General features: G+C 44.4%; 16 protein-coding genes. 5 read left to right on the forward strand and 11 right to left on the reverse strand.

Annotated features, from left to right (window positions below; translation table 11 throughout):
- Window positions 1-23: 23 nt before the first annotated feature.
- From ACTD55_RS09880 to ACTD55_RS09890, 3 genes are all read right to left on the reverse strand, one after another.
- Window positions 24-3,182, reverse strand: a complete 3,159-nt coding sequence (locus ACTD55_RS09880) for an efflux RND transporter permease subunit (protein ID WP_438864164.1) — start codon at window positions 3,180-3,182, stop codon at window positions 24-26.
- Window positions 3,179-4,402 (reverse strand): efflux RND transporter periplasmic adaptor subunit, encoded by a 1,224-nt coding sequence (locus ACTD55_RS09885; RefSeq protein WP_438864165.1) that lies wholly within the window; start codon window positions 4,400-4,402, stop codon window positions 3,179-3,181. The genes ACTD55_RS09880 and ACTD55_RS09885 overlap by 4 nt, the downstream gene beginning before the upstream one ends.
- A 206-nt stretch (window positions 4,403-4,608) precedes the next feature.
- Window positions 4,609-4,998, reverse strand: a complete 390-nt coding sequence (locus ACTD55_RS09890) for a DUF3718 domain-containing protein (protein ID WP_438864166.1) — start codon at window positions 4,996-4,998, stop codon at window positions 4,609-4,611.
- A 277-nt stretch (window positions 4,999-5,275) separates the two neighbouring features.
- Between ACTD55_RS09890 and ACTD55_RS09895 the strand changes: the two genes are divergently transcribed.
- Window positions 5,276-6,463: an efflux RND transporter periplasmic adaptor subunit gene (locus ACTD55_RS09895; RefSeq protein ID WP_438864167.1), complete on the forward strand. Its 1,188-nt coding sequence runs from the start codon at window positions 5,276-5,278 to the stop codon at window positions 6,461-6,463.
- Between the two features lie 11 nt (window positions 6,464-6,474).
- Window positions 6,475-9,627, forward strand: coding sequence for an efflux RND transporter permease subunit (locus ACTD55_RS09900; RefSeq protein ID WP_438864168.1), 3,153 nt, complete (start codon window positions 6,475-6,477; stop codon window positions 9,625-9,627).
- A 17-nt stretch (window positions 9,628-9,644) separates the two neighbouring features.
- On the opposite strand, the gene ACTD55_RS09905 is transcribed toward ACTD55_RS09900, so the two are convergent.
- From ACTD55_RS09905 to ACTD55_RS09915, 3 genes are read right to left on the reverse strand one after another with little or no spacing between them, the layout of a single operon-like run.
- The gene (locus ACTD55_RS09905; RefSeq protein WP_438864169.1) at window positions 9,645-10,766 is read right to left on the reverse strand and encodes an RDD family protein; all 1,122 of its coding nucleotides are present in this window, start codon (window positions 10,764-10,766) and stop codon (window positions 9,645-9,647) included.
- Between the two features lie 14 nt (window positions 10,767-10,780).
- Entirely contained in the window at window positions 10,781-11,950 is a 1,170-nt protein-coding gene (locus tag ACTD55_RS09910) for a vWA domain-containing protein (protein WP_438864170.1), read from the reverse strand.
- The gene (locus ACTD55_RS09915) at window positions 11,950-12,786 is read right to left on the reverse strand and encodes an AAA family ATPase (protein WP_438864171.1); all 837 of its coding nucleotides are present in this window, start codon (window positions 12,784-12,786) and stop codon (window positions 11,950-11,952) included. The genes ACTD55_RS09910 and ACTD55_RS09915 overlap by 1 nt, the downstream gene beginning before the upstream one ends.
- Before the next feature lie 227 nt (window positions 12,787-13,013).
- Between ACTD55_RS09915 and ACTD55_RS09920 the strand changes: the two genes are divergently transcribed.
- The 3 genes from ACTD55_RS09920 to ACTD55_RS09930 all read left to right on the forward strand — a co-directional run bounded on the left by ACTD55_RS09920 (window position 13,014) and on the right by ACTD55_RS09930 (window position 16,231).
- On the forward strand, window positions 13,014-13,856 hold the full coding sequence (locus tag ACTD55_RS09920) for an MBL fold metallo-hydrolase (protein ID WP_438864172.1): 843 nt from the start codon (window positions 13,014-13,016) through the stop codon (window positions 13,854-13,856).
- A gap of 65 nt (window positions 13,857-13,921) precedes the next feature.
- Window positions 13,922-15,052, forward strand: coding sequence for a patatin-like phospholipase family protein (locus ACTD55_RS09925; RefSeq protein WP_438864173.1), 1,131 nt, complete (start codon window positions 13,922-13,924; stop codon window positions 15,050-15,052).
- A gap of 288 nt (window positions 15,053-15,340) precedes the next feature.
- Window positions 15,341-16,231 (forward strand): GGDEF domain-containing protein, encoded by an 891-nt coding sequence (locus ACTD55_RS09930; RefSeq protein ID WP_438864174.1) that lies wholly within the window; start codon window positions 15,341-15,343, stop codon window positions 16,229-16,231.
- 33 nt (window positions 16,232-16,264) lie between these two features.
- Here the strand turns inward: ACTD55_RS09930 and tilS are convergent, their stop codons facing one another.
- From tilS to lpxB, 5 genes are all read right to left on the reverse strand, one after another.
- On the reverse strand, window positions 16,265-17,590 hold the full coding sequence (gene tilS / locus ACTD55_RS09935; RefSeq protein WP_438864175.1) for a tRNA lysidine(34) synthetase TilS: 1,326 nt from the start codon (window positions 17,588-17,590) through the stop codon (window positions 16,265-16,267).
- Window positions 17,591-17,608: 18 nt separating this feature from the next.
- On the reverse strand, window positions 17,609-18,565 hold the full coding sequence (gene accA / locus ACTD55_RS09940) for an acetyl-CoA carboxylase carboxyl transferase subunit alpha (RefSeq protein ID WP_438864176.1): 957 nt from the start codon (window positions 18,563-18,565) through the stop codon (window positions 17,609-17,611).
- Window positions 18,566-18,639: 74 nt separating this feature from the next.
- On the reverse strand, window positions 18,640-22,113 hold the full coding sequence (dnaE, locus tag ACTD55_RS09945; RefSeq protein WP_438864177.1) for a DNA polymerase III subunit alpha: 3,474 nt from the start codon (window positions 22,111-22,113) through the stop codon (window positions 18,640-18,642).
- Window positions 22,106-22,726, reverse strand: coding sequence for a ribonuclease HII (gene rnhB, locus ACTD55_RS09950; protein WP_438864217.1), 621 nt, complete (start codon window positions 22,724-22,726; stop codon window positions 22,106-22,108). The genes dnaE and rnhB overlap by 8 nt, the downstream gene beginning before the upstream one ends.
- The gene (gene lpxB, locus ACTD55_RS09955; RefSeq protein WP_438864178.1) at window positions 22,727-23,872 is read right to left on the reverse strand and encodes a lipid-A-disaccharide synthase; all 1,146 of its coding nucleotides are present in this window, start codon (window positions 23,870-23,872) and stop codon (window positions 22,727-22,729) included.
- Window positions 23,873-23,878: the final 6 nt, after the last annotated feature.

Consider the following 23,878-nt stretch of genomic DNA (forward strand, 5'->3'; position numbering starts at 1 on the left):
TTATTATGAGCTAATAATACCAATCAAGGATCGGTTGTCACATTCCGTGCGTCCGTATTTACCGCCACCTTGTCTTTGCGTCTAAATACCGACTTAATATCGTCCAAAATCAAATACAGAGCCGGCACCAATATAAGCGTGATCACGGTGGCAAACAAGATCCCGAAAGCGAGCGAAATTGCCATAGGGATCACTATTTGTGCCTGTAAACTGCGCTCCAACACAATGGGTAATAAACCTAAAAAGGTGGTTAATGAGGTCAATACAATAGGACGGAAGCGTTGGCTACCGGCCTGCAAGACCGCATCTCGCAAAGAATACCCTTCTTCTCTGGCACGGTTAACAAAATCCACCATAATCAGACTGTCGTTAACCACCACCCCGGTTAAGGCAATGATCCCGCATAGCGACAGTACACTTACCGCATAACCCAACAGTAAATGCCCCACGATGGCTCCGACAATTCCAAACGGAATGACCGACATAATGATCAGTGGCTGTGAATAGGATTTCAACGGAATTGCCATCAGAGCGTAAATCACAAACATGGCAAATAGCAGGCCTTCAAGTAAACTGACCATCGCTTCACCCTGCTCTTTCGAGGCTCCCTCAAGACCAAAAGTCACTGACGGGTAGCGCGCTAACAAATCAGGAATAAAGTCTTTGGTAACTTCACTCAGCACCTTATCAGGCTCTAGGCGGGCTTTATCCACTTTAGCCGAGACGGTTAATGAACGCATGCCATCCTGACGAATAATAGAACCATAGCCCTGCCCCATCTCAATCTCTGCCACCTCGGAGAATGGAATTTCATCACCACCAATCGTGCGAATACGCATGGTTTCAAGATTACCAATAGAGTTGCGCTCATCCTTGGGATAACGCACCATCACTTTAACCTCTTCATCGCCACGCTGAATACGTTGCGCTTCGGCACCATAAAACCCGTAGCGCACCTGTCTGGCCAATGATTCCAGATTCAGCCCCAATACTTCGGCTTGTGGCTTAATCTTCAAGCGAATCTCGTCACTACCACCGGAGAAGGTATCATTCACATCGGCAACACCATTGAAAGTGCGTAAATGAGCTTTGAGTTCATCGGTAACCGCACGTAATTCAGTTAAATTGGCTCCACTAAATTGAAAAGTCAGATCGGCACCACCACCAGGACCACCTCCCGGAGCTCCCACATCAATAGACTTGATCCCGGCAATTTCAGACATAACCGCACGCCAGCGATTTTGCAGCTCAAAGGTATCAATATCACGGGTTTCACCTTTGGACAGTTCAACAAATACCTGACCGCCCGTGGTGCCCTGATCAAATGCCATGGAATGAGCAACAACCCCTTCCCCAGTTTCCTGTTTGACCTTGTCGTTCATCTCATATAGCGATGAAAGCAACATATCGATGGCTTGATCTCGCTGGGCAATCGACGAACCGGGCTCCATATCAACAGTTGCCATCATAAAATCGCTCGGTACATTAGGGAAAAACACAAAACGTACCTGACCACCAATAAACAATCCCACGGTAATAATAATTGCCGCCGTAAAAACGGCCAGAGTACTAAAACGATTGGCTACCGCCTTAGTTAAAAAAGGCACATAAAGCTTATGAATAAAGGTCTTAATTCCTTCACTAAAAAAGTCACGCAATCGCTGTAAACGATTCGCTTTGCTGGGATCGTACGGCTCATCTTTCATGTGAATTAAATGAGCTGGCAATATTAATTTTGACTCAATCAAAGAAAAAATCAGACATAAAATCACCACCCAAGCGATGGTTTTCCATATCACCCCAAAGGTTCCGGGCACCATTAGCATTGGTGTAAATGCCGCAACAGTGGTTAACACCCCAAACGTCGCTGGCATCGCCACTTTCTTTACTCCGGCAATAACACTATCAGCACTATGCCCTTTGTGATCAATTTCGGTACAGGCAGATTCGCCCATCACGATGGCATCATCCACCACTATCCCTAGTACCAATATAAAACCGAATAGACTTATCATATTGATAGATAGAGAAAAATACTCCATTGGCATCAATAATAATGTCCCCAAGAAACACACCGGCAAGCCCATAATGACCCAAAATGCCAGACGGATTTTAAGAAACATCGATAGCACTAAAAACACCAGTAGAGCACCAAATGCCATATTACTAAGCATCATATTGAGCCGGTCAGCCAGATAAAAAGAACTGTCTCCCCACGAATCTGCATATATTCCTTGAGGCAGCTCTTTCTTCTTAGTTTTAAGGTAGTTATTAACTTGTTCGGATATTTTTAGCGCGTTTTGATCGCCCACCGAATTAACCTGCACATTGATGGCACGCTTTTTATCAAACGTGGCATATTGGCGGTCTTCGACGAAACCATCATCAATTTTGGCGATGTCACCTAATTTCAGACGAGTCCCATCAGGATTAGTTAACAATACGATGTCGGCAAAATCACTACCGGTATAAGCTTGTCCCTTGGCGCGTAAAAGAATATCGCCATCTTCAGAACGAATGGAACCGCCGGGTAAATCTACCGACGAATTGCGGATCGCATTGACCAGTTGCTGGAAAGTGAGTCCGTATTCCTGCATGCGGTGTTCTGATATTTCGATCGACATCTCATAATTTCGATCCCCCACCACTTGCACATTTGTAATCCCAGGTAAATTAGCGATTTCATCTCGCATTTCCTTGGCTAACTCTTTCAAATTGCGCTCGGTAGTATCGCCATACAACGCAACCCATACCACGGTTTGCACTTGTTTTTGCCGATAAATAACCGGTTTTTCGATATTTTCCGGAAAGCTGGGTATGGCATCGACTTGAACTTTCACTTCATCGAGCAATAACTGCGCATCATAATCATCTTGTACTTCGATATTTACCGTGCCCATGCCTTCACTGGCTGTCGACGTCAGTTTTTTGATACCTTCCAGATTACGCACCGATTCTTCAATCTTAACTAAAACACCTTCTTCAACTTCCTGTGGTGCCGCGCCCAGATAAGGCACTCGAATCACCACATTATTAAATTGGAAATTAGGAAATACCTGTTTTTTAATGCTAAAAGCGCTTAGTAAGCCCCCTAAAATGAGGATCAACATCAGTAAATTTGACGCGACGCTATTACGCGCAAACCAGGCTATTAAGCCCTTATGAGTGTCGATTTTACTCATTGTTGCTCTCCTGAAACTGCCAGCTCATTTGGATCAGCAGCAACATCAGCTTGTAAATGGTGGTCTTCTTCACCGGGTAACCTAACTGGCATCCCATTAACCGGATGCGGAACCGCAGAATTAACAACTAATTCACCCTCGGCTAATCCATCGCTAATATAAACGGAATTTTGATCGGTACGCTGCACTTGAACTTGACGGATAATCAGCTTGCGCTGTTTATCCACCAGCAATACAGTGCCATCCATTCTAAGAACATGACGAGGTAAAACGACCACATTATCTGCATGCACCCCGGCAATACTGGTTTGTACGAAACGACCAAATTTAAGTGGGATATGTTTGGTTGTCGCCAGCCGCGCATACGGGTCTTGCACCTCCGCCACCGCGTAAATAACTCGGCTGGCTTGATCAACGACCCCTTCACTACGGACTAACTGGCCTTGCCACTGATAGGTTTGTCCGGCAATTTTGGCATGTAAATTTACCGTAGGCTTAGTATTGGCACTGTGTTGGTCAGGTAATTCAAGGTAGGCTAAATCATTATCACTCAAGGGCATACGCACTTCAGCCACATCAGTGGCATAGATAACCCCAAGTTGACTTCCGGTACTGATAAACTGGCCAATATCTGCATTTTTACTTTTCACCAATCCATCATAAGGGGCGCGGATAGTGGAACGCTCAAGATTTCGTCTGGCTCGTTCCAGATTAGCTTCTGAGGCTCGTACGTTAGCTTTTTCTTGCGCCAGTTGTGGTTTACGTAAACCTAATGCCGTTGGTTTAGCATTTTTCACTGTCCGCCAATCTTCTTCTGCCACTTTACCGCGGGCTTGTTCTTCTTCGAGTAAAGCCGTGGCGCGAGCCAGTTCGGCTTCAGCCGCTTTTAAATCAGTCATATAATCAGCTTGCTCAAGCTGAATCAAAACGTCGCCCTTTTTAAACATCCCGCCTTCAATAAAAGCGTCGGCCACCTTCACCACCCGACCACTCACCTGAGCACTTAAGACTGTTTGCACTTTAGGTTGCACGGTACCTTGAGACTCCACCATAAAATCAAGGTTTTGTCTTTGCACCGGGGTGACATCGACCAAAAACGCTTTTTCCTGTTCCTGTTTCTTTTCAGGCGCTTTTTTAGCCATTATTAACAACATCATAACTACAATGGCACCAGCCACAATGAGAATAGGCAAGGCTGAACGTATAAGACGGGTATTCATAAAACTTCCTTTGCTTTGAATCGCAGACACAAACGTAAACTGCGCGCAATTTTAAGCCGAATGGATAAAAATATGCTAACCGTTTCTGTTAGATTTTGTAACAGCCTGAAAAATAAGTGAATTGGGTGGGAAAATTATTGAAAGGAGATAACACAAAAAAGGCCCATGGGGCCTTTTTTAAGAATAACTTATAAAGTGATATACCATTAATTCAAACGGTCAACCAGCTCTTTACCAATTTCAGTTTCAATATAACCGTTTGTTTCAGCCCATTGCTGAATGGCCATGCCATCAGCTTCAGCTTGAGAAAGATCTTTTTTGGACATTTTCTTAATCATGTAAGTACCAACATCGGTTGCATTATTTTGCATCGAGTAACGGATTAAGCTGTTACCACCACAAGAAACACCAGTATAAAAATCACCTAAACGCAAATTGTAGTCATTTTGTACTGAACGCATTTTTTTGCGAAGCTCACCTTTGTCATTGTTTTTCACAATAGTACAAATGTTCTGCAAATCTTCATTGACGTCCGCAAAACTCATTGGAGCGACTAATACGGTAGATAATGCTGCGATAGCTAATAACTTTTTCATAATACTTGCCTCTGTAAATTCAGTTGAAATAGATTGTCTTGACGGAGACCAGTCTAAAAAAACAACAAACTTGTTAACAGAGGGTAAAATAGTACCTAGGTATGAAATTTAATACGTTATAATAACGACGGGATTAAATTATTGTCCTGACACAGTCGGTTGATTCATTAACATTAGTTACAGCGCACTCATATCTTTTTACAAATGAAAATACATGGCACAGGTTAATTTGATTAATATATAGCAAGTTAAAAACTCAGGGTTAAAGTATCTAAGTATGAATAAAACGTGGATAAAAATAGCGCTCCCAATAGCGGTATTAGGCGCAGGTGCATTAGGAATGTTGGCAATCAACGCCTCGGCGCAACAGGAAAAACAGAAAGAACCGTTAGATCTGCGCCCAACGGTAAAGGTCGAATCGGCGTTTGCACAGGATTATCAAGTGCAAATCAGTGGCTTTGGTGAAGTCAAACCTCTGGAAAGCACTTTAGTGTCGGCACAAGTTGCCGGTGAAGTGGTAAGCTGGCACCCCAACTTTGTCGCAGGGGGGTTGATACGTCGAGGGGATATTTTATTCAGTATAGAAAAAGATCAGTATGAAGCCGCTTTATTGCAGGCCGAATCTGACCTTTCATTGGCTCAAGCCCAATTAATCGAGGAACAAGCCCGGGCTGATGTTGCCAAACAAGAAACCAAAAGTATGCCCGCCAATAAGATAACAGATCTGTATTTACGCAAACCGCAAGTGCTGAGCGCCAAAGCAAAAGTCAAATCTGCACAGGCCAGTTTAAAAATAGCCCAACGTGATCTGGATAATTGCGATGTAACGGCCCCCTACGATGCGTTAGTCATAAGCCGTGACCTTGGGGTGGGGCAATTTGTCAATAAAGGCGCCCAAATTGGCGAAATATATAATATTGAATACGCTGAAGTGACCTTCCCTATTGCCGGCTTTGATAGTGAATTTTTATCGTCAAATCTGTCCGGCCAACCGGCAACGGTCACGTCCAACCAAGCTCGTCCATTTAGCCGTTCAGGCACCATCAGTCGTGATTTAGGTATTATCGACAAATCAACCCGTATGAGCCAATTGGTTGTGCGCATCACCGATCCATATAGTCTTCAGGTTAAGGCACCGGCCATAAAATTTGGTAGTTATGTTCAAGTGAATTTTGCCGGCAAAACATTGCAGCAGATTTATCGCCTGTCACAGGACTTAGTTAGCAATCACACGGTTTGGCTGGTCAATGACGAACAAAAACTGGAGTCTCGTCAGGTGAATGTGGCGCGTGAAGACGGCGCCTACTTCTTGATTAACGATGGACTGGAAAATGATGACCAATTGGTGTTAACCCTGCCTGAATATCCACAGGATGGCATGCAAGTCAAAATTGCCGGACAAATGGACACTGCCCAGACCGAAACCGCTGACACGGCTGCAATCATCGCAAAGCAAGCTGATTAGGGAAAATGAATATGTCGTCCAACGAGAGCAAACAAACAGGCTTAATCGCCTATTTTGCCAACAATTCTGTTGCCGCTAATTTGTTGATGTTTTTTATCATTATCATGGGGATCATCAGTTATTTTACTATTCAGCGACAAATGTTTCCGAATATTGAAATCAACTATATCAATATCAACGCCACCTATCGCGGTGCGTCACCGCAGGAAATTGAAGAAGGGATCCTGATTAAAATTGAGGAAGCCCTGAAAGATGTCACGGAAATCAAGAAAGGTGTGTCACGGGCGTTTCGCAATAGCGGCCGGATTAGTTTGGAAATTTATCCGGATCAGGATCTGCAAGAAGTGCTGGATAAAGTCAAACAGCGGGTTGACAGTATTGCGACCTTTCCTGCGGATATGGAACCGGTAACGGTGTCACAGGCTGAATTTCAACAAAATGTGATTAATATGTCGTTGGTAGGCGATATTCCGCTGACCGAGCTTAAGCCCATTGCCAAGCAGGTTGAAGATGAATTGTTGCAGCTAAACAATGTGTCTTTGGTCAATGTCAACGTGCCCGATGATGAAATTGCCATTGAGATCCAACCTGATGTGCTGCGTAAATACAATTTGACCCTAAGCGATGTGACGCAGGCAATTCGCAATTATTCTTCCAATTTTTCTGCCGGACAACTGCGTACCGATTCGGGCATGATTTCTGTTCGAGTTGAGAACCAGTCATACAGTGGTGAAGAGTTTCGACATATTCCGGTTAAAATTGGCAGCCATGGCGCCAAGGTTGAACTACAGGATATCGCCGTTATTAAAGACGAATTTACTGAAGGCCAACGATATTTCAGATACTCTGGTCAAAACGCCATTATGATTCAGGTCAAGGCGACTAAAGATCAAAATATCATCCCGGTAGCCAAATCAGTCAAAGACTATATAGACCATCGAAACAAGACATTACCCAAAGGTACACAATTAGAAGTACTGGTCGATATGACCTATTACCTCAACGCTCGTTTGGACATGATGATATCCAACCTGATTGAGGGGGCCATTCTGGTCGCCATTATGTTATCGCTTTTTTTGCGTTTTCGTTTGGCCTTATGGGTGATGATTGGCCTGCCAGTATGTTTTCTTGGCGCGGTAATGTTGATGCCGGTATTTGGCGTGACCATTAATATTCTTTCACTATTCGCCTTTATTATGGTGTTAGGCATTGTAGTCGATGATGCCATTGTTATTGGTGAAAGTGCCTATACCGAAATAGAAGAAAAAGGGGGCGGCGTAGAAAACGTGGTGCGTGGTGCCAAAAAAGTCGCCACACCCGCCACTTTCGGGGTATTAACCACTATTGCGGTGTTTGCGCCTTTTACCTTAACCAGTGGTCCGGATGGGGCATTCTTTTACAATATCGCGATTGTGGTTATTTTATGTCTGACGTTCAGTTTGATCGAGTCAAAGCTGATATTGCCCGCCCATCTTGCCCATACCCACTTTAAACCGGTTAGAGAGGACAATTGGCGTACCCGTTTTAATAAGAAGTTTTTTGCCTTTGTTAACGGTCCTTATAAAAACTTTGTGACACTTTGCACAGAATGGCGCTGGGTAGTGTTCTGCGCGTTTATTGCGTTGCTAATGTTCAGTATTGGCCTGATTATGGCTAACTATGTACGCATGGTTCCTAATCCTAAAGTGCCACATGATTTCCCCAGTATTTCTCTGGAGATGAACGAAACCGTATCTGATCAGGCCACCATCGACGCACTCAAAACCATTGAAAATATGATATTGGACGTCGAGAAACAGATTAAACAGGAATATGGTCAAGGTATGGTGCGTGATACGCTGGCGTTTAACCAGGGTCGCACCGAAGCCCAGGTTCTGGCTCCACTGGTAGAGGAAGAATTACGCCCGTTCAATACCTTTGAATTAGCGCGTCGCTGGCGCGAAGCGATGCCCGTTATCCCCGGCTTAAAATCATTGACAATAAGAGATGATGTTAATGGTGGCGGCGATGATGGTGAGCTTGGTTATCTGTTATTTGGTCCAGATATCAATACCTTGAATGATGCCGGACGAAAGTTTATTGCTATGTTACAGCAACAGAAAGGCCTGTATGACATCAGTTCCACCATTGATCCGGCCAGCAAAGAAATTCAGATGGAGTTACTCCCCGTCGCCTATGACTTAGGGTTGAATCTGTCATCTATTGCCAGTCAAATCGGTGCCAGTTTTTATGGTGGCGAAGCGCAAAGAGTGATTCGTGATGGCGAGGAAGTTCGGGTGATGGTCCGTTACCCTAAATTAACTCGTGAACAGTTTTCGGAGCTTAAATATGCCGTGGTGACGACCCCATCAGGTAAAGAAGTCATGCTTGGCGATGTGGTGACATTAACTGAAAAACCCGGTATCAGCTATATCAGACGTGAATCCGGTTACCGCAGCGTATACGTATTTGGTGCCATTGATGAAGAGGCGGTAGAACCAAATGAAGTGGTGAAAACCATAAAGGAAAAACTGCTACCGGAACTTAAAGCGGAGTTTCCTAGCGTTAAAACCGAGTTAGGCGGTGCAATAGAAGAACAACAGGCCCAGCAGAGTGAACAAATCATGTTTTTCATCGCGGGCATGATTATGGTGTATATCCTGCTGGCAGTACCGTTAAAAAGTTATGGGCAGCCCATTATCATTATGTCGGTTATCCCGTTTAGTTTAACGGGGGCCATATGGGGGCATTTTCTGTTCTCGATGGATTTGAGCATGATGTCGACCTTTGGCTTAATTGCCGCCGCCGGTGTTGTGATCAATGACAGCCTGGTGATGACCGATTATGTTAACCAGCGGCGACGTGAACACGGTGTAGCAATCAAAGATGCGGTAATTGAAGCCGGTTGTGCACGTTTCAGAGCCATTACCCTGACCTCAATCACCACCTTTGTTGGCGTACTACCGATTATGTTTGAATCCAGCTTACAGGCCAGCTTTGTTATTCCTATGGCAGTTGCATTAGGGTTTGCCGTGCTTTACGCCACCGTCGTGACATTGGTGCTGGTACCCTGCCTGTATTTGATTTTGGATGACTTACGTAAACCATTCAGCTGGCTTAAACGTAAAATGTTTGGACGTGCCCAACCGGTTGTCGATAATCACCATCCGCAAACAGACAGTTAATTGCAAAATAAAGGCACCTAAGGTGCCTTTTTTGCAACTCCTTGGTGCTTGGGTAAATTGGTTTGTATTACCAAGGTTTCAGATATTTTATCCTGAATAGCTTGCCGATTCGGATCCCAGTATATTTGTAAAAATCCCAGCAAGCCGGTTGCTAATCCCGCACCATAACCCCCATAACGACCAAAACTTTCCCACAAATTTAAACTTTTGCCATCCAGTCTTATCACTTTAATCGACCACAGTTTTTTACCTGGTGTTTGCCCTTTCCACCACGCGGTAAAAACAGTGAAATAAAATGCGGACCAACCAAAACCAATGCCTAAATCGGTCGCAATAGCTTCCAGCCAGACAATAATTCCAGGGGCAGTGGTGGTAGTATCTTGTTCCTTCTCAGCGACGGCTTCTTCCCTTTTCTCAGCTGGCTGTGACGCAGCCGTCTCATCGGGTTGCTCTGGATGTAATTGTTGATATTGGGTACGCATCGCCAATAACAGCTCGTCTCTGGCGTCTTTACTTAAGTTCCCCGGCAACTGCCGAGTCGTTTCTGCCATTAGCTCATACGCTTCATTGGTATCAATATTAAGGCGCGCCATATCCGCGGTCATATCGGTTAATACCGGTTGCCAACAACTTTGTGCGGGCGCACATTCGCCCTGCTCGATCTGCCCAGCCTGTTTTTTTATTCTGAGCAAATATTTTACCGATAACGCTGCCAACTCAACGCCATTGCCAGTTAATACTGGTTTACCATTAATTTGCGTTCGATTATCCGATTCCTTGTCATTAAGAATGTCAAAAACCCCCACTGCAACCACGAACAACAACAAGGCAACAAACAAGCGCAATAACTTACGCGCAAAACGAAAACGCTGAGCTTGGGCTAACTTGTTACCCGCACGCCAAAATGCCCAAGCAGAAAGTCCGGCCAATACCAGACTGTTTAATGAGGTTAGTAAGGCAATAAAAATAAAGTCTGTCAGTAATGCACAACCACGTCGCATAGGGCTGGCCAACGGCGTACCAATGAGATCATCTGCAACACCAAATGCGTAAGGTGTGACAATTTCACGTATTTCTTTAGCCGTCATGTTGCTATCAAGATCCCTTTGTTCTACGTGTAAATTCTCATCTGGTCGCATCGTTTCTACTCTTGTTATAAGGTTTTAATGGCTTGGCTAATGCCTTCTACTGTTAGCGGAAACATGCGTTTTTCCATTAACTGCTGGATTAATTGAATTGATGAATAGTAAGACCAATGTCGCTGCGGTTGAGGATTGAGCCAAACAGCATGGCCAAAATGCTCCAGCAAACGCTGTAGCCAAACCGCTCCCGGCTCCTCATTCCAATGCTCGACACTGCCTCCAGCATAACTTATTTCATAAGGCCCCATTGTCGCATCACCAACAAAAATCAGTTTATAGTCATTACCATATTTATGGATAAGCTCCCAAACTGGTAATGACTGTTGATCTCTGCGTGCATTATTCCGCCACACTTTTTCATACACACAGTTGTGAAAATAAAAATACTCTAGATGTTTAAATTCACTTTTGACTGCTGAAAACAATTGCTCGCAGGACTGAATATAACCGTCCATCGAACCGCCCACATCAAACAACATCAGCACTTTGACGGTGTTATGCCGCTCTGGCAGCATTTTAAGGTCCAGTAACCCGGCGTTATTGGCGGTCGATTCAATGGTGCCGGGCATATCCAATTCCTGCTCGGCACCGCTGCGCGCGAACTGCCTTAATTTGCGCAAGGCTATTTTCAGATTGCGGGTTCCCAACTCAACATCACCGGCAAGATCTTTAAATTGCCGTTTATCCCACACTTTGGCTGCGGAAAACTGGCGGTTACCATCTTGACCGATGCGTACTCCTTCCGGATTATATCCATTCGCACCAAAGGGCGAGGTTCCTCCTGTGCCAATCCACTTATTACCGCCTTGATGCCGTTTTTGCTGCTCGTCCAATCTTTGTTTCAGGGTATCGATTAATTTCTGTAACCCGCCCAAGGCTTTAATTTGCTGTTTTTCTTCCTCGCTAAATTGCCGCTCAATTTCCTTGCGTAACCATTCTTCCGGAATATTTTTACCCAGTAAGTCTATTGATTCCACTCCATCGAAATAATCGGAAAACGCCCGATCAAAGCGATCGTAACGTGTTTCATCCTTGACTAAACACAAGCGCGATAAATAGTAAAACTGTTGCATATCAGCAAACACCAAATGAGACTTTAATGCCTGTAATAGATCCAGCAATTCTCTTAGGGTGCATCCCACCTGGTAGCGACGCAGGGTAAAGAAAAAATCAACTAACATTAGCGACGAGCCATAAACGCCAGCTTTTCAAACAATTGAATATCTTGTTCGTTTTTGAGTAAGGCACCGTACAAAGGGGGAATACTGTGCGTATTGTCCTTGTCACGCAGTACTTCCGGGGCGATATCTTGGGCAACTAGCAACTTGATCCAGTCGAGTAATTCAGACGTGGAGGGCTTCTTTTTCAGACCGGGAATATCACGCAAATTAAAGAAGCTTTCCAGCGCCTGACTAAGCAATTCTTGTTTCAGGTTGGGAAAATGCACATTGACAATATTGGTCATCTCCTGCCTGTCCGGGAACTGGATATAATGAAAGAAACAGCGTCGCAAAAAAGCATCCGGTAATTCTTTTTCATTATTGGAAGTGATAATAACAATGGGTCGTAACACGGCTTTAACCGTCTGACGGGTTTCGTAAACATAAAACTCCATCTTATCCAGTTCCTGCAATAAATCATTGGGAAACTCGATATCGGCTTTGTCAATTTCGTCGATTAGCAGAATAGCGCGTTTATCGGCTTCAAACGCCTGCCACAACTTACCTTTAACAATGTAATTGCTAATGTCATGGACTTTTTCCTCCCCCAATTGTGAATCGCGCAAGCGTGAAACAGCATCATATTCATATAATCCCTGATGAGCTTTGGTGGTGGATTTGATATGCCATTGGATTAGTTCTGCGTCCAGCGAGCTGGCCAATTCTTCAGCTAGCATGGTTTTGCCGGTTCCCGGCTCGCCTTTTATTAACAAAGGTCGCTGTAACTCAATGGCAGCATTAACTGCCAACTGCAATTCTTCACTGGCAATATAATTCTGAGTTCCGGAAAATGACATAACACCTCTTTTTACTTAGTATTTTTTAGATATAAATTCGATTCTACTATTAAATTTACTCTCGGTGGCTGAAATGTTTTCCCCCGCATTTGCTGAAAAGGTATATGATTTAATTCTCGGGTAAATTTACCCGGTTAAGCAGGATAGAGAAATAATGTTAGTCTATTCCTATACTGACAACTCTTTGTATCAAAAGAATATTATTTAAAGACATTTGAGTACATTGCATGCAATTAACTTTTTTTGGCGTAAGAGGTTCTACTCCGGCTCCCGGACGTGATTTTATCGAGTTTGGCGGTAACACGGCTTGTGTGCATGTAGAACTGGATAATGGTACGGACATCATTCTTGACTCGGGAACCGGGATCATTCCACTAGGCCAAAAGCTGATTAAAAAAAACACCGACATCCATCTGTTACTGACCCATAACCATTGGGATCATATTCAGGGATTTCCGTTTTTTTCACCTATTTATCAAGCGAATCGTAATATCTTCATCACCCCGGGGTTAACTAAATTAGCCGAGCATGATGCTATTTTACAGCAGATGTCTGGTAGTTTATTTCCTGTACACCACCAATCTCTGTCGGCCAATATTCAAATAAACCCGGTCAAAGAAAGCCAAAACAGTTGGACGCTACACGGCGCAACGATTAATCGTTTAACCATGAATCATCCCGGTAATGGCAGTTCTTATGTTATCGAAGCCGATGGCGCCAAAATAGCCTATATCACCGATAACGAATTGTATCCCCCGTACAAAAAAGAGACTGACTTTCTGGATTTTGTCGATTTTGCCCAAGGTGCAGATTTACTTATCCACGATGCCCAGTACCTGTTTGCCGATATGCCAGCTAAAGCCGGCTGGGGACATTCGATTGCCGAAGAAGCAGTCAAACTGGCGCTGGCATGTAAAGCTAAAAATCTGGCTCTGTATAGTCATGATCCCAGTCGTACCGACAGCAGTTTGCGTGAACTAGAGTCTCACTGTCGGGATGTGGTTACCGTTGCTGAAGATGGCTTACAGGTTTTTGCCGCGGCTGAAGGAATGAATTTTAACTTTAGCTAATATCCGCTAGATATTTTTCAGTCTAATGGTTACTGTATGCGTCTGTTTTTTATCCATTTATCCTCATGATTGAACGACAACAGTATGCATTAATGCTTACCGGAGGTGGTGCCAGAGCCGCTTATCAGGTAGGCGTACTTAAAGCGATAACTAACTTTTTACCGCGTAATCAAAGTATTCCCTTTCCGATTATTTGCGGTACCTCAGCCGGGGCGATAAACGCCACAACATTAGCCTGTTTTGCCTCTTGCTATCACCTTGGTGTACGCAAACTGGATTGGGTATGGAAAAATCTGCAGCCCGGTGATATTTATGAAAGTGGCTTTCAATCAGTCTTCGGTTATTTATTAAAAAACTATTTTCGCAGTTCCAAATCAACCGACATGCAATCCCGCCCTACCAGTCTGTTGAATAACCAACCCCTGCGACAATTATTACGTAAGACTCTGGATTTCAGCCGGATCGATAATAATATTGAGCGTAATTATTTACGTGCACTATGTATTACGGCATCAAGTTATACCAGTCATGATTCCATCAGTTTTTATCAAAGTAATGAACAAACTCAGCCATGGCAGCGTTCCAAGCGTCAAGGCCAACCAGCGCAAATGAATGTAGAGCATTTAATGGCTTCGTCAGCGATCCCGCTGGTCTTCCCAACGGTAAAACTGGGTAACGATTATTTTGGTGATGGTTCTGTACACCAGTTATCACCATTGAGTGCTCCAATTCATCTGGGGGCGCAGAAAATTTTAGTCATTGGGGTCGAACAGCCCGAAGTCCCTTACCTGCAAACCGTTAATGACCACTACCCCAGTGCCTCGAATATAGCCGGACATTTGCTTGATACGATTTTCGCCGATACCCTGAATGCAGATTTGGAACGAGCTTATCGAGTCAACCAAACCCTCGATTTACTGACTGAAAAACAACGCAAAGAAACCAACCTGCGCAAGATTGAATGTCTGGAAATTAACCCCAGCGAAAATTTTAATCAAATTGCCGCTAAACATTACCACCACCTTCCCGCCGGCATTCGCTCTCTGTTGCGGCTAGTGGGATTAAAGCCCGATGTGGAGTCCAGCTTACCCAGTTACCTGCTATTTGATCATCACTTCTGTGCTGAAATCATTGGCGTGGGTTACAAAGATGCGATGAACCGCCAAGACGAGATCCGAGATTTCTTAAATTTGTGATAAGCAGATAACGCATTTAACTGCGAGTAACAGCTTCGAGTAAAAGAGGGCTCCCCTCTACCAGCGTGCAGCAATGACTATGTTGAGGAGCACGATTCTCCACATTTACTAAGCTGCCGTCGCCAGCGCGACACAAATGGTTGATTTAATGACTTACTGTCGATTTGACACACAATCCGCAACAAATACAGTTTATTCACTAGGATAGCCATCCATAAATTCTGGCACGTTATTTGTATTAAACCTGCTATGCAGTTGTTTGCGTCAAATAATTAACGGAAAACTACATTGGATCAACTTAGCCCACTATTTAATAATCCTGCTGAAGGGATGTTTAATTTTCATTCTGAGAATGAGAATAATCTAAGCTATTACCAGTTGTATGCATTGTTGCAGAAGTTGATGACCACCATCGACATTAAACCGTTGCTTAGTACTTATTTTATGCAAGCCATTAAACATATACCCGTCGATGGCATTAGCCTTGATTATCAAAATCAGCAATTTCATTGTGGCAACATTGATGACACGCCAATTATCGATAATCAGGATATAAAAATCGGCTATCAAAAAGTCGCGCGGCTGCGCCATTACTCACACAGCCCAATTAATGCGCATCAATCCAAATTACTGAATGATTTACAAAAATGCCTGCAGCAGCCTTTAAAAATAGCTATTCAACATGACCAGGTTAAACGTTTGTGTTTTAAAGATAATTTAACCGGACTGGGGAATCGCAGTCAGTATAACGAAACCATCGGTCGCACGATCAGTCATGCGATGCGTAACAACAGTCAATTTGGCTTATTAATGATTGATCTGGATCACTTTAAACAAGCTAATGACCAATATGGTCATTTACTCGGGGATCAATTACTGATTGCCTTTGCGGGCGTGTTGCAAAGTTGCTTGCGAGATACCGATTTTGCCTTTCGCTTTGGTGGAGACGAGTTTTGCTGTTTACTGGAAAATGCCTCTGAATTAATGAACCAAAAGGTGTGTATCCGAATTATCAATGAGGTCGCCAATCATCCACTATTAACCAAGCACGGTATCACCTGCAGTGTTGGTTGTGCGCTGTTTAGCCAAGAAGATACTGCCCACAGTTTGTTTCAGCGTGCTGATGATGCCATGTATACCGCCAAATTAGCCGGTAAAAATTGCATTAAATGTGCTTAAACTGATCAGTAGATAACGTGAAAAACGCGGCAATTAATTGCCGCCATTCGGCAATGATTTGATCCACACTTTATTCTCACCTGATGAAAACATTTCTGCCACACACAATCCAACCAGCATCGCCAGTTGTCCGTCAACATAGACGAGTGGAATAACACCCCGTTGCCATGGTGGTATTTGCCATTGCTGCAGCCATTTTTTGAGGGGTTTTGAATGTCTTTCCCCGGCAGGTTTAAAGGAATCGTTTAGCGAGCCAAAGCCGATTTCAATAATCGACTTACGATGTGCAAAGCACAGTAACGAGCCTTGATTGTCCTGATAGCTAAATTCCACCTTAATTTGATCACCTGCCAGCGAAAGCTGTTTCTCACCGCGCCACACTTTCTTTTCACGCTCAGGCAACGGGGTATCAGATAGAATATACAATTGCTGATTAAATACTTTGAGTTGCCAGTCTTGCCACTGAATACAAGCTTCGGAATCTTGTGGTGAACGTAAAAGCTCAGGCTCAATCAACCCCATTACTTTGGCACTAGGTAAAGGGATGTGCTGCTGACTCAACCATAAGCGGATCACCTGCTTTTGCCAGCTTGAGGTTAACGCTAATAACTGGCTAATATCCAGACAACCATTGTCTAACTGGATTGTGGATAAATGTTGCTGACTGATTTCATCCAGCATACTTTGCTGCTCTGCACACAATTGCGCTGAACGAGCCACTGAACTGGCTAATCCCGGCCAGCGTTCAAGTAACTCAGGTAATATTTGCTGACGTAAAAAGTTACGATCAAAACGACTATCTTGATTGGACTCATCTTCTTGCCAATGCAGATTATGCAATTTGGCATAGGCCAGAATCTGCTCGCGGCTATTGTGCAACAATGGTCGAATATATCGACGTTGTCCCTGTCCATCTTGTACCGCCGGCATGGATGATAAACCTTTCGGGCCTGCCCCCCGTTTTAGTTGCAATAAAAATGTCTCAAGTTGATCATTGATATGCTGGGCGAGGAAAATCAGCGCATTATCTGGCGTCGCCTGATTGATTGCCGCATAACGGGCGTCGCGGGCTTGCGCTTCAATACTGGTACGGGGTGTCTGTTGCAGATTGACCTGTACAACCTGCAATGCAATATCAAGTTGTTGGCAAACCTGCTGGCAATGCAGTTGCCAATGCTGGGCATTAGGACTCAAACCATGATTAACATGTATAGCAACATACTGATGTTGAGGATAATCATCCATCAGCTGGTTAATACAATGCAACAATACATGGGAATCGACCCCTCCGCTATAAGCCACATAGATTGGCCTGGAGGGGCAATTAAGATATCGGGAAATGGCCTGAATTAATTCCATTTATGGCCGTAGTCCTAATCAGCAATAACCAAAGGACATCAGCCTTTCGTAACGTTGTTCCAACAACTGCTCTAACGATAGACTGTTCAATTGAGCCAACTGCTGTTTTAAGCAGGCTTTAATATTCGCTGCTGTGGCATCATAATCTCGGTGTGCACCGCCTAAGGGTTCCGGAATAATATTATTAATCAAATCCAACGATTTAATACGCTCAGCATCCACGCCCATAGCTTCGGCAGCTAATGGCGCTTTATCTGAGCTCTTCCAAAGAATTGACGCGCACCCTTCTGGGGAAATAACCGAGTAGGTACTAAATTTCATCATGTTGACCCGATCACCAACACCGATGGCCAAGGCTCCCCCCGAGCCACCTTCACCAATAACGGTACAGATGATCGGAACTTTTAATCCTGCCATTACTTTTAAATTACGTGCGATTGCTTCACTCTGGCCACGTTCTTCTGCGCCTACACCAGGATAAGCGCCCGGAGTATCAATAAAGGTGATAATCGGTAGCTTAAAACGTTCCGCCATTTCCATTAACCGTAACGCTTTACGGTAACCTTCAGGTTTGGGCATACCGAAATTGCGTTTGATTTTTTCCTGCGTATCACGACCTTTTTGGTGGCCTATTACCATCACTGGCTGCCCTTCGAAATTGGCTAACCCACCGACAATAGCTTTATCATCGGCATAGGCACGATCACCGGCCAGTTCCTCAAAATCACTGAAGATACGTGAAATATAATCAAGAGTGTAAGGACGTAAAGGGTGGCGAGCCAATCGAGCAACTTGCCATGCATCCAAATCAGAAAAGATTTTATTGGTCAGATCCGCACTTTTTTCACGAAGCTTAGTTATATTTTCTTCAAGGCTAACGTCAAAATCACCGTTTTGACTAACTAATCTCAATTCTTCTATCTTGGCTTCCAAATCTGCGATTGGCTGCTCGAAATCCAGGAAGTTTAAATTCATCCTACTACCTAATTTAGTGTGTGACTTATGTTAAATCGACCATGCTCTGAACTAGTCAACAATGGCAAAGTCAGTTAAAAACTTAATTCAACCCGTTGTTGGTCCAACAATTGTCTTAATTCGTATAATAATTGGTCTTCCGGGGTGATATACCAACTCGCACCTAAGGATAAACTAGCAGATGCATCTGCATTTTGGTAATGCACCAACACCGGACAACTACCGCCGCGATATTGTTGTAACAATGCTTGCAGTGTAGCCATTTGTTGCGGCTGACACCAGTCAGAATCCAATTGTAATGTTAATGATGTTGCGTATTTTTCTCTAGCCTGAACAATATCCAGTACTTCACGGGCGCTGATTGTATTGCCATCACTATATTGATCAAAGCTGACCTGTCCAGAAATCAATAGAATTTTATCTTCTGCGAGTATTTCTTCATATTGTTCAAATACATCTGGTGTAAATTTAGCTTCGACTCTGGCACTTTTATCATCCAGTGTCACAATCGCCCAGCGCCGACCTCTTTTATTCATCATTTGACGAACACTGACCACCAGTCCTACCGCGGTAATTGGCACATTTTTTATGGGTTTTAGATCAACCAACCGGCACTGCGCGTACTGTTTGATTTCCTTTTCATATTGGTTAATGGGATGACCGGTTAAATATAACCCTAAGGTTTCTTTTTCCCCATCCAACCAAGTTTTTTCTGGCCAATGAGCGACATCCGCAAAAGCTTGCTTAACATCGTCTTCTTCTTCGGTATTAAGTAAGCCAAACATGTCGCTCTGACCGTGGGCTTCGGCTTTATTATGTTGTTCAGCCGCTGCCATGGCGTCTGGTAACGTCGCCATCAATGACGCACGATGAGTGGGTCCCTCTGGCCCCAATGTATCCAGAGCACCGGACAGCACCAGCTTTTCCAGTACCCGTTTATTGATTTTTTTCAAATCTACCTTGGCACAAAAATCAAACAGATCTTTAAACGGCCCTTTATCCCGACGAGCTTCAATAATAGCCTCAACCGGACCTTCTCCAACACCTTTAATCGCGCCAATGCCGTAGACCACATGGCCTTCTGAATCGACGGTGAATTTATATTGGCCTTTATTCAGATTGGGGGGCTCAATCGTCAATCCCATCCGCTGGCATTCATCAACCAGGGTCACTATTTTATCGGTCGCATCCATATCCGCGGACATAACTGCCGCCATAAATTCCGCCGGATAATGGGTTTTTAACCATAAAGTCTGATACGACACCAACGCATAAGCAGCGGAGTGTGATTTGTTGAATCCATAACCGGCAAACTTTTCAACCAAATCGAATATTTTCTCGGCTAGTTCAGGATCAATATTATTATTAGCCGAGCCTTCAGCAAAGCCAGAGCGTTGCTTAGCCATTTCTTCGGGCTTTTTCTTACCCATAGCACGGCGTAATAAATCTGCACCACCAAGGCTATACCCAGCCATCACCTGGGCAATCTGCATGACTTGCTCTTGGTACAAAATAATCCCGTAAGTAGGCTGGAGTATTTCTTTTAAACATTCATGTTGATATTCAGCATCGGGATAGGAAATTTCTTCCCGCCCATGTTTACGGTTGATAAAGTTTTCCACCATGCCCGATTGCAGGGGGCCAGGACGGAACAAGGCCACCAGAGCGATAATATCTTCGAAACAGTCCGGCTTGAGGTTTTTAATCAACTCTTTCATACCACGGGATTCAAGTTGGAATACCGCGGTAGTTGAGGCATCTTGTAAGGTTCTAAAGCTTTTGGGATCTTCCAGCGGGATGGCACTGATATCGACCTCAATGCCACGATTGGCTTTGATCATATCCAGTGCCCACTGAATAATCGTTAAGGTACGCAATCCCAAGAAATCGAATTTAACCAGTCCGGCGGTTTCCACATCATTTTTATCAAACTGGGTAACCGGATTTAAGCCCTCTTCGTCACAGTAAAGTGGCGAGAAATCGGTAATCAAGGTAGGTGCAATCACCACCCCACCGGCATGTTTACCCGCGTTGCGCGTGACCCCTTCGAGCCGTCTGGCCATATCGATCAGTTCTTTGACTTCATCATCAGCTTCATACAGCTCTGGCAATCTGGGTTCTTCAGCAAAGGCTTTTTCCAGCGTCATGCCCGGTGTGGGTGGAATCAGCTTACTGATTCGGTCAACGAAGCCGAAGGGGTGACCTAACACTCGCCCAACATCACGTATAACGGCTTTGGCTGCCATGGTACCGAAGGTAATAATCTGTGATACCGCATTACGGCCATATAATTCAGCTACGTGATCGATAACTTCGTCACGCCTGTCCATGCAAAAATCCACATCAAAATCGGGCATGGATACTCGTTCTGGATTCAAGAATCGTTCGAACAGCAAATCAAATTCCAGCGGATCCAAATCAGTAATTTTCAACGCATAAGCCACGAGCGAGCCAGCACCCGACCCCCGCCCAGGCCCCACGGGAATGCCGTTATCTTTTGACCACTGGATAAATTCCATCACGATCAGGAAGTAGCCGGGAAAGCCCATCTGGTTAATAACTTCCAGTTCGACTTTTAAACGTTCATCATATTCGGGACGCTTTTCGGCAATAGTTGCTTCGTCTTTAAACAGAAATTGTAAGCGTTCTTCCAACCCCTTTTCGGAAGCCGCCACCAAGAAATCACTTTCTGACATATCACCGGTGGGAAATTTCGGCAGAAAGTATTCAAACAAGGTCATCGTAACGTTACAGCGTTTGGCGATTTCGACACTATTGGTCAATGCTTCTGGAATATCACTGAAAAGCTCCAGCATTTCCTGTTCACTTCGCAAATACTGTTGTTCCGAGTATTTTTGTGGGCGACGTTTATCTTCTAGCGTATAGCCGTCATGGATCGCCACCCGAATTTCATGGGCTTCAAAATCTTCGCTACGTAAAAAACACACATCATTGGTAGCCACAACCGGCAAGTCGCTTTGCTCTGCCCAACTGACTGCTGCATGGTTATAACGTTCTTCACCGGCACGATTAGTGCGGCACAATTCCAGAAAATAACGGCCAGCAAAATGTTGCTGATAAAAATTGCTGATACTACGAGCCAACGCCTGATTATTCTTAAGCAGTGCCTGACCTAAATCCCCTTCCCGGCCGCCAGAAAGCAAAATAATTCCTGTGCAAAATTCTTTTAACCAGCTACGATCGACTACCGCTTTGCCATCAATATGGCCGCGTAAATAAGCTTTAGACACTAACTCGGTAATATTCCGGTAACCTTCGTTATTCATCGCCAATGCGGTTAAACGAAATACCTGCTCTGATTCATCCCCTTTACACCAAAAATCACAACCAATAACCGGTTTAATCCCCTGATTGTGTGATTCCAGATAGAACTTGACCAAACCACACATATTCATCTGATCAGTAATCGCTACGGCTGGCATTTGCTGCTCTTTCACTGCCGCAAGTATAGGTTTAACCTTGCTTAAGCCATCCAGCATGGAAAAGTCGCTGTGCACCCGCAGGTGAATAAACTTAGGTTCAAGCATGTTGGTGTCCGCTGTTTGAAGAGTCGGAATGGAGGGTTCCGTTGTGTTGCTGTAACGCTCGAATAACCGGTTTAAAACTCATTCGATAATGCTCTGTAGGACCATACTGGGCCAATAATTGTAAATGCTTAGCCGTTGGATACCCCTTATGCTGGGCAAAGCCATACTGAGGATATTGCTTGTCAAGTTCGGCCATTTCCTGATCTCGGCTCACTTTAGCTAAAATCGAAGCGGCAGAAATTTCGGCAACTTTACTGTCTCCTTTGACAATGGCTTCACTGGCATAACGCCAGTTAGGACAACGGTTACCATCCACCTGCACAAGATCAGGACAAATAGATAACCCTTCCACCGCACGGGTCATCGCCAACATCGTGGCGTGTAAAATATTCAGTTGATCAATTTCTTGGGCTTCAGCCCTGCCTAAAGACCAGCAAAGCGCATTCTGGCGAATTTGTTCGGCTAATAAATCACGCTTTTTCTCAGACAGTTTTTTTGAATCCATTAGCCCCGGGATGGGTTTATTGGGATCAAGGATAACCGCTGCGGTTACGACCGCACCAACCAACGGCCCGCGGCCTACTTCATCAACACCAGCAATCAACAAGTTAATTTATGCCTCTAATAATTGACTCACCGCTTTGGCGGCTTGCTCATCAGCATCACATTTAAGACGCAAATGTAATTGATTAAATTCTTCTGCCAACTGACTACAATCTTCGGTTAGCAAGGGTAATAACTGTTTGGCAATAATATCAGGCTGAACTTGCTCTTGTAACAACTCCGGCACCAATTTTTTACCCGCAAGTAAATTAGGCAACGAAAAAAATGTCATGTTCACCATACGCCGTAACACCATCGCCGTTAAGCGACTAAACCGATATGCGACTAACATTGGGCGTTTACACAACATCGCTTCCAACGTGGCGGTACCGGAGGATAATAATATTGCATCTGCGGCAGTCATAACCTGACGGGACTGGCGATCAACCAGCGTGATTTTAATATCCATGGGATGTTCAGCCAGCCAGGTCTCAATTTGAATCCGTCGCGCCGTATTAATCACCGGGATGACAATATGCAACTTGTCCACCGTCCGGTTTAGTATCTCGGCGGCCTGCAAAAAAGGGGCTAATAACAATTTAACTTCATTACCGCGACTACCGGGTAATACGGCTAAAATGGTGTCCTCTTTGGCTAGACCTAATTCGGCTCTTGCACTTTGTTGATCCGGTACCATTGGCAAGGTATCTGCCAAGGTATGGCCGACAAATTCACAGGGTACCTGGTGCTGATCATAAAAACGTTTTTCAAAGGGAAAGATACTTAATACTAAATTAGTTGCGGCGGCGACGGTGAACACCCGTTTTTTACGCCATGCCCACACCGATGGACTGACATAATGGACGGTTTTAATCCCTTGTAATTTAAGCTTATGTTCAAGGTTTAAATTAAAATCAGGTGCATCAATACCGATAAAAATATCAGGCCGGCTGGCACAAAAATGTTGGTACAACGATTTGCGAATGTGTAACAGACGAAACAAGCGGGACAGCACTTCAAACAAGCCCATCACTGCCAGTTCTTCCATATCAAACAGGGATTTGAAGCCCAATGCCTGCATCTGGCTACCGCCGATGCCTTCAAATACCGCATCAGGGTACCGCTTTTGCAAAGCGCGCATCAGTCCTGCACCCAATATGTCACCGGATACCTCTCCGACAACAATTGCAATTCTTAACGGGGATGGTTTTGACACGGCAAA

Source organism: Neptunicella sp., from assembly GCF_048268085.1.
Classification (GTDB): Bacteria; Pseudomonadota; Gammaproteobacteria; order Enterobacterales; family Alteromonadaceae; genus Neptunicella.

What these genes read in the sequence shown, in the direction of transcription:
- ACTD55_RS09880 (WP_438864164.1), bottom strand. Translation starts at nt 3,182, where the DNA reads ATGAGTAAAATCGACACTCATAAGGGCTTAATAGCCTGGTTTGCGCGT.
- ACTD55_RS09885 (WP_438864165.1), bottom strand. Translation starts at nt 4,402, where the DNA reads ATGAATACCCGTCTTATACGTTCAGCCTTGCCTATTCTCATTGTGGCT.
- ACTD55_RS09890 (WP_438864166.1), bottom strand. Translation starts at nt 4,998, where the DNA reads ATGAAAAAGTTATTAGCTATCGCAGCATTATCTACCGTATTAGTCGCT.
- ACTD55_RS09895 (WP_438864167.1), top strand. Translation starts at nt 5,276, where the DNA reads ATGAATAAAACGTGGATAAAAATAGCGCTCCCAATAGCGGTATTAGGC.
- ACTD55_RS09900 (WP_438864168.1), top strand. Translation starts at nt 6,475, where the DNA reads ATGTCGTCCAACGAGAGCAAACAAACAGGCTTAATCGCCTATTTTGCC.
- ACTD55_RS09905 (WP_438864169.1), bottom strand. Translation starts at nt 10,766, where the DNA reads ATGCGACCAGATGAGAATTTACACGTAGAACAAAGGGATCTTGATAGC.
- ACTD55_RS09910 (WP_438864170.1), bottom strand. Translation starts at nt 11,950, where the DNA reads ATGTTAGTTGATTTTTTCTTTACCCTGCGTCGCTACCAGGTGGGATGC.
- ACTD55_RS09915 (WP_438864171.1), bottom strand. Translation starts at nt 12,786, where the DNA reads ATGTCATTTTCCGGAACTCAGAATTATATTGCCAGTGAAGAATTGCAG.
- ACTD55_RS09920 (WP_438864172.1), top strand. Translation starts at nt 13,014, where the DNA reads ATGCAATTAACTTTTTTTGGCGTAAGAGGTTCTACTCCGGCTCCCGGA.
- ACTD55_RS09925 (WP_438864173.1), top strand. Translation starts at nt 13,922, where the DNA reads ATGATTGAACGACAACAGTATGCATTAATGCTTACCGGAGGTGGTGCC.
- tilS (WP_438864175.1), bottom strand. Translation starts at nt 17,590, where the DNA reads ATGGAATTAATTCAGGCCATTTCCCGATATCTTAATTGCCCCTCCAGG.
- accA (WP_438864176.1), bottom strand. Translation starts at nt 18,565, where the DNA reads ATGAATTTAAACTTCCTGGATTTCGAGCAGCCAATCGCAGATTTGGAA.
- dnaE (WP_438864177.1), bottom strand. Translation starts at nt 22,113, where the DNA reads ATGCTTGAACCTAAGTTTATTCACCTGCGGGTGCACAGCGACTTTTCC.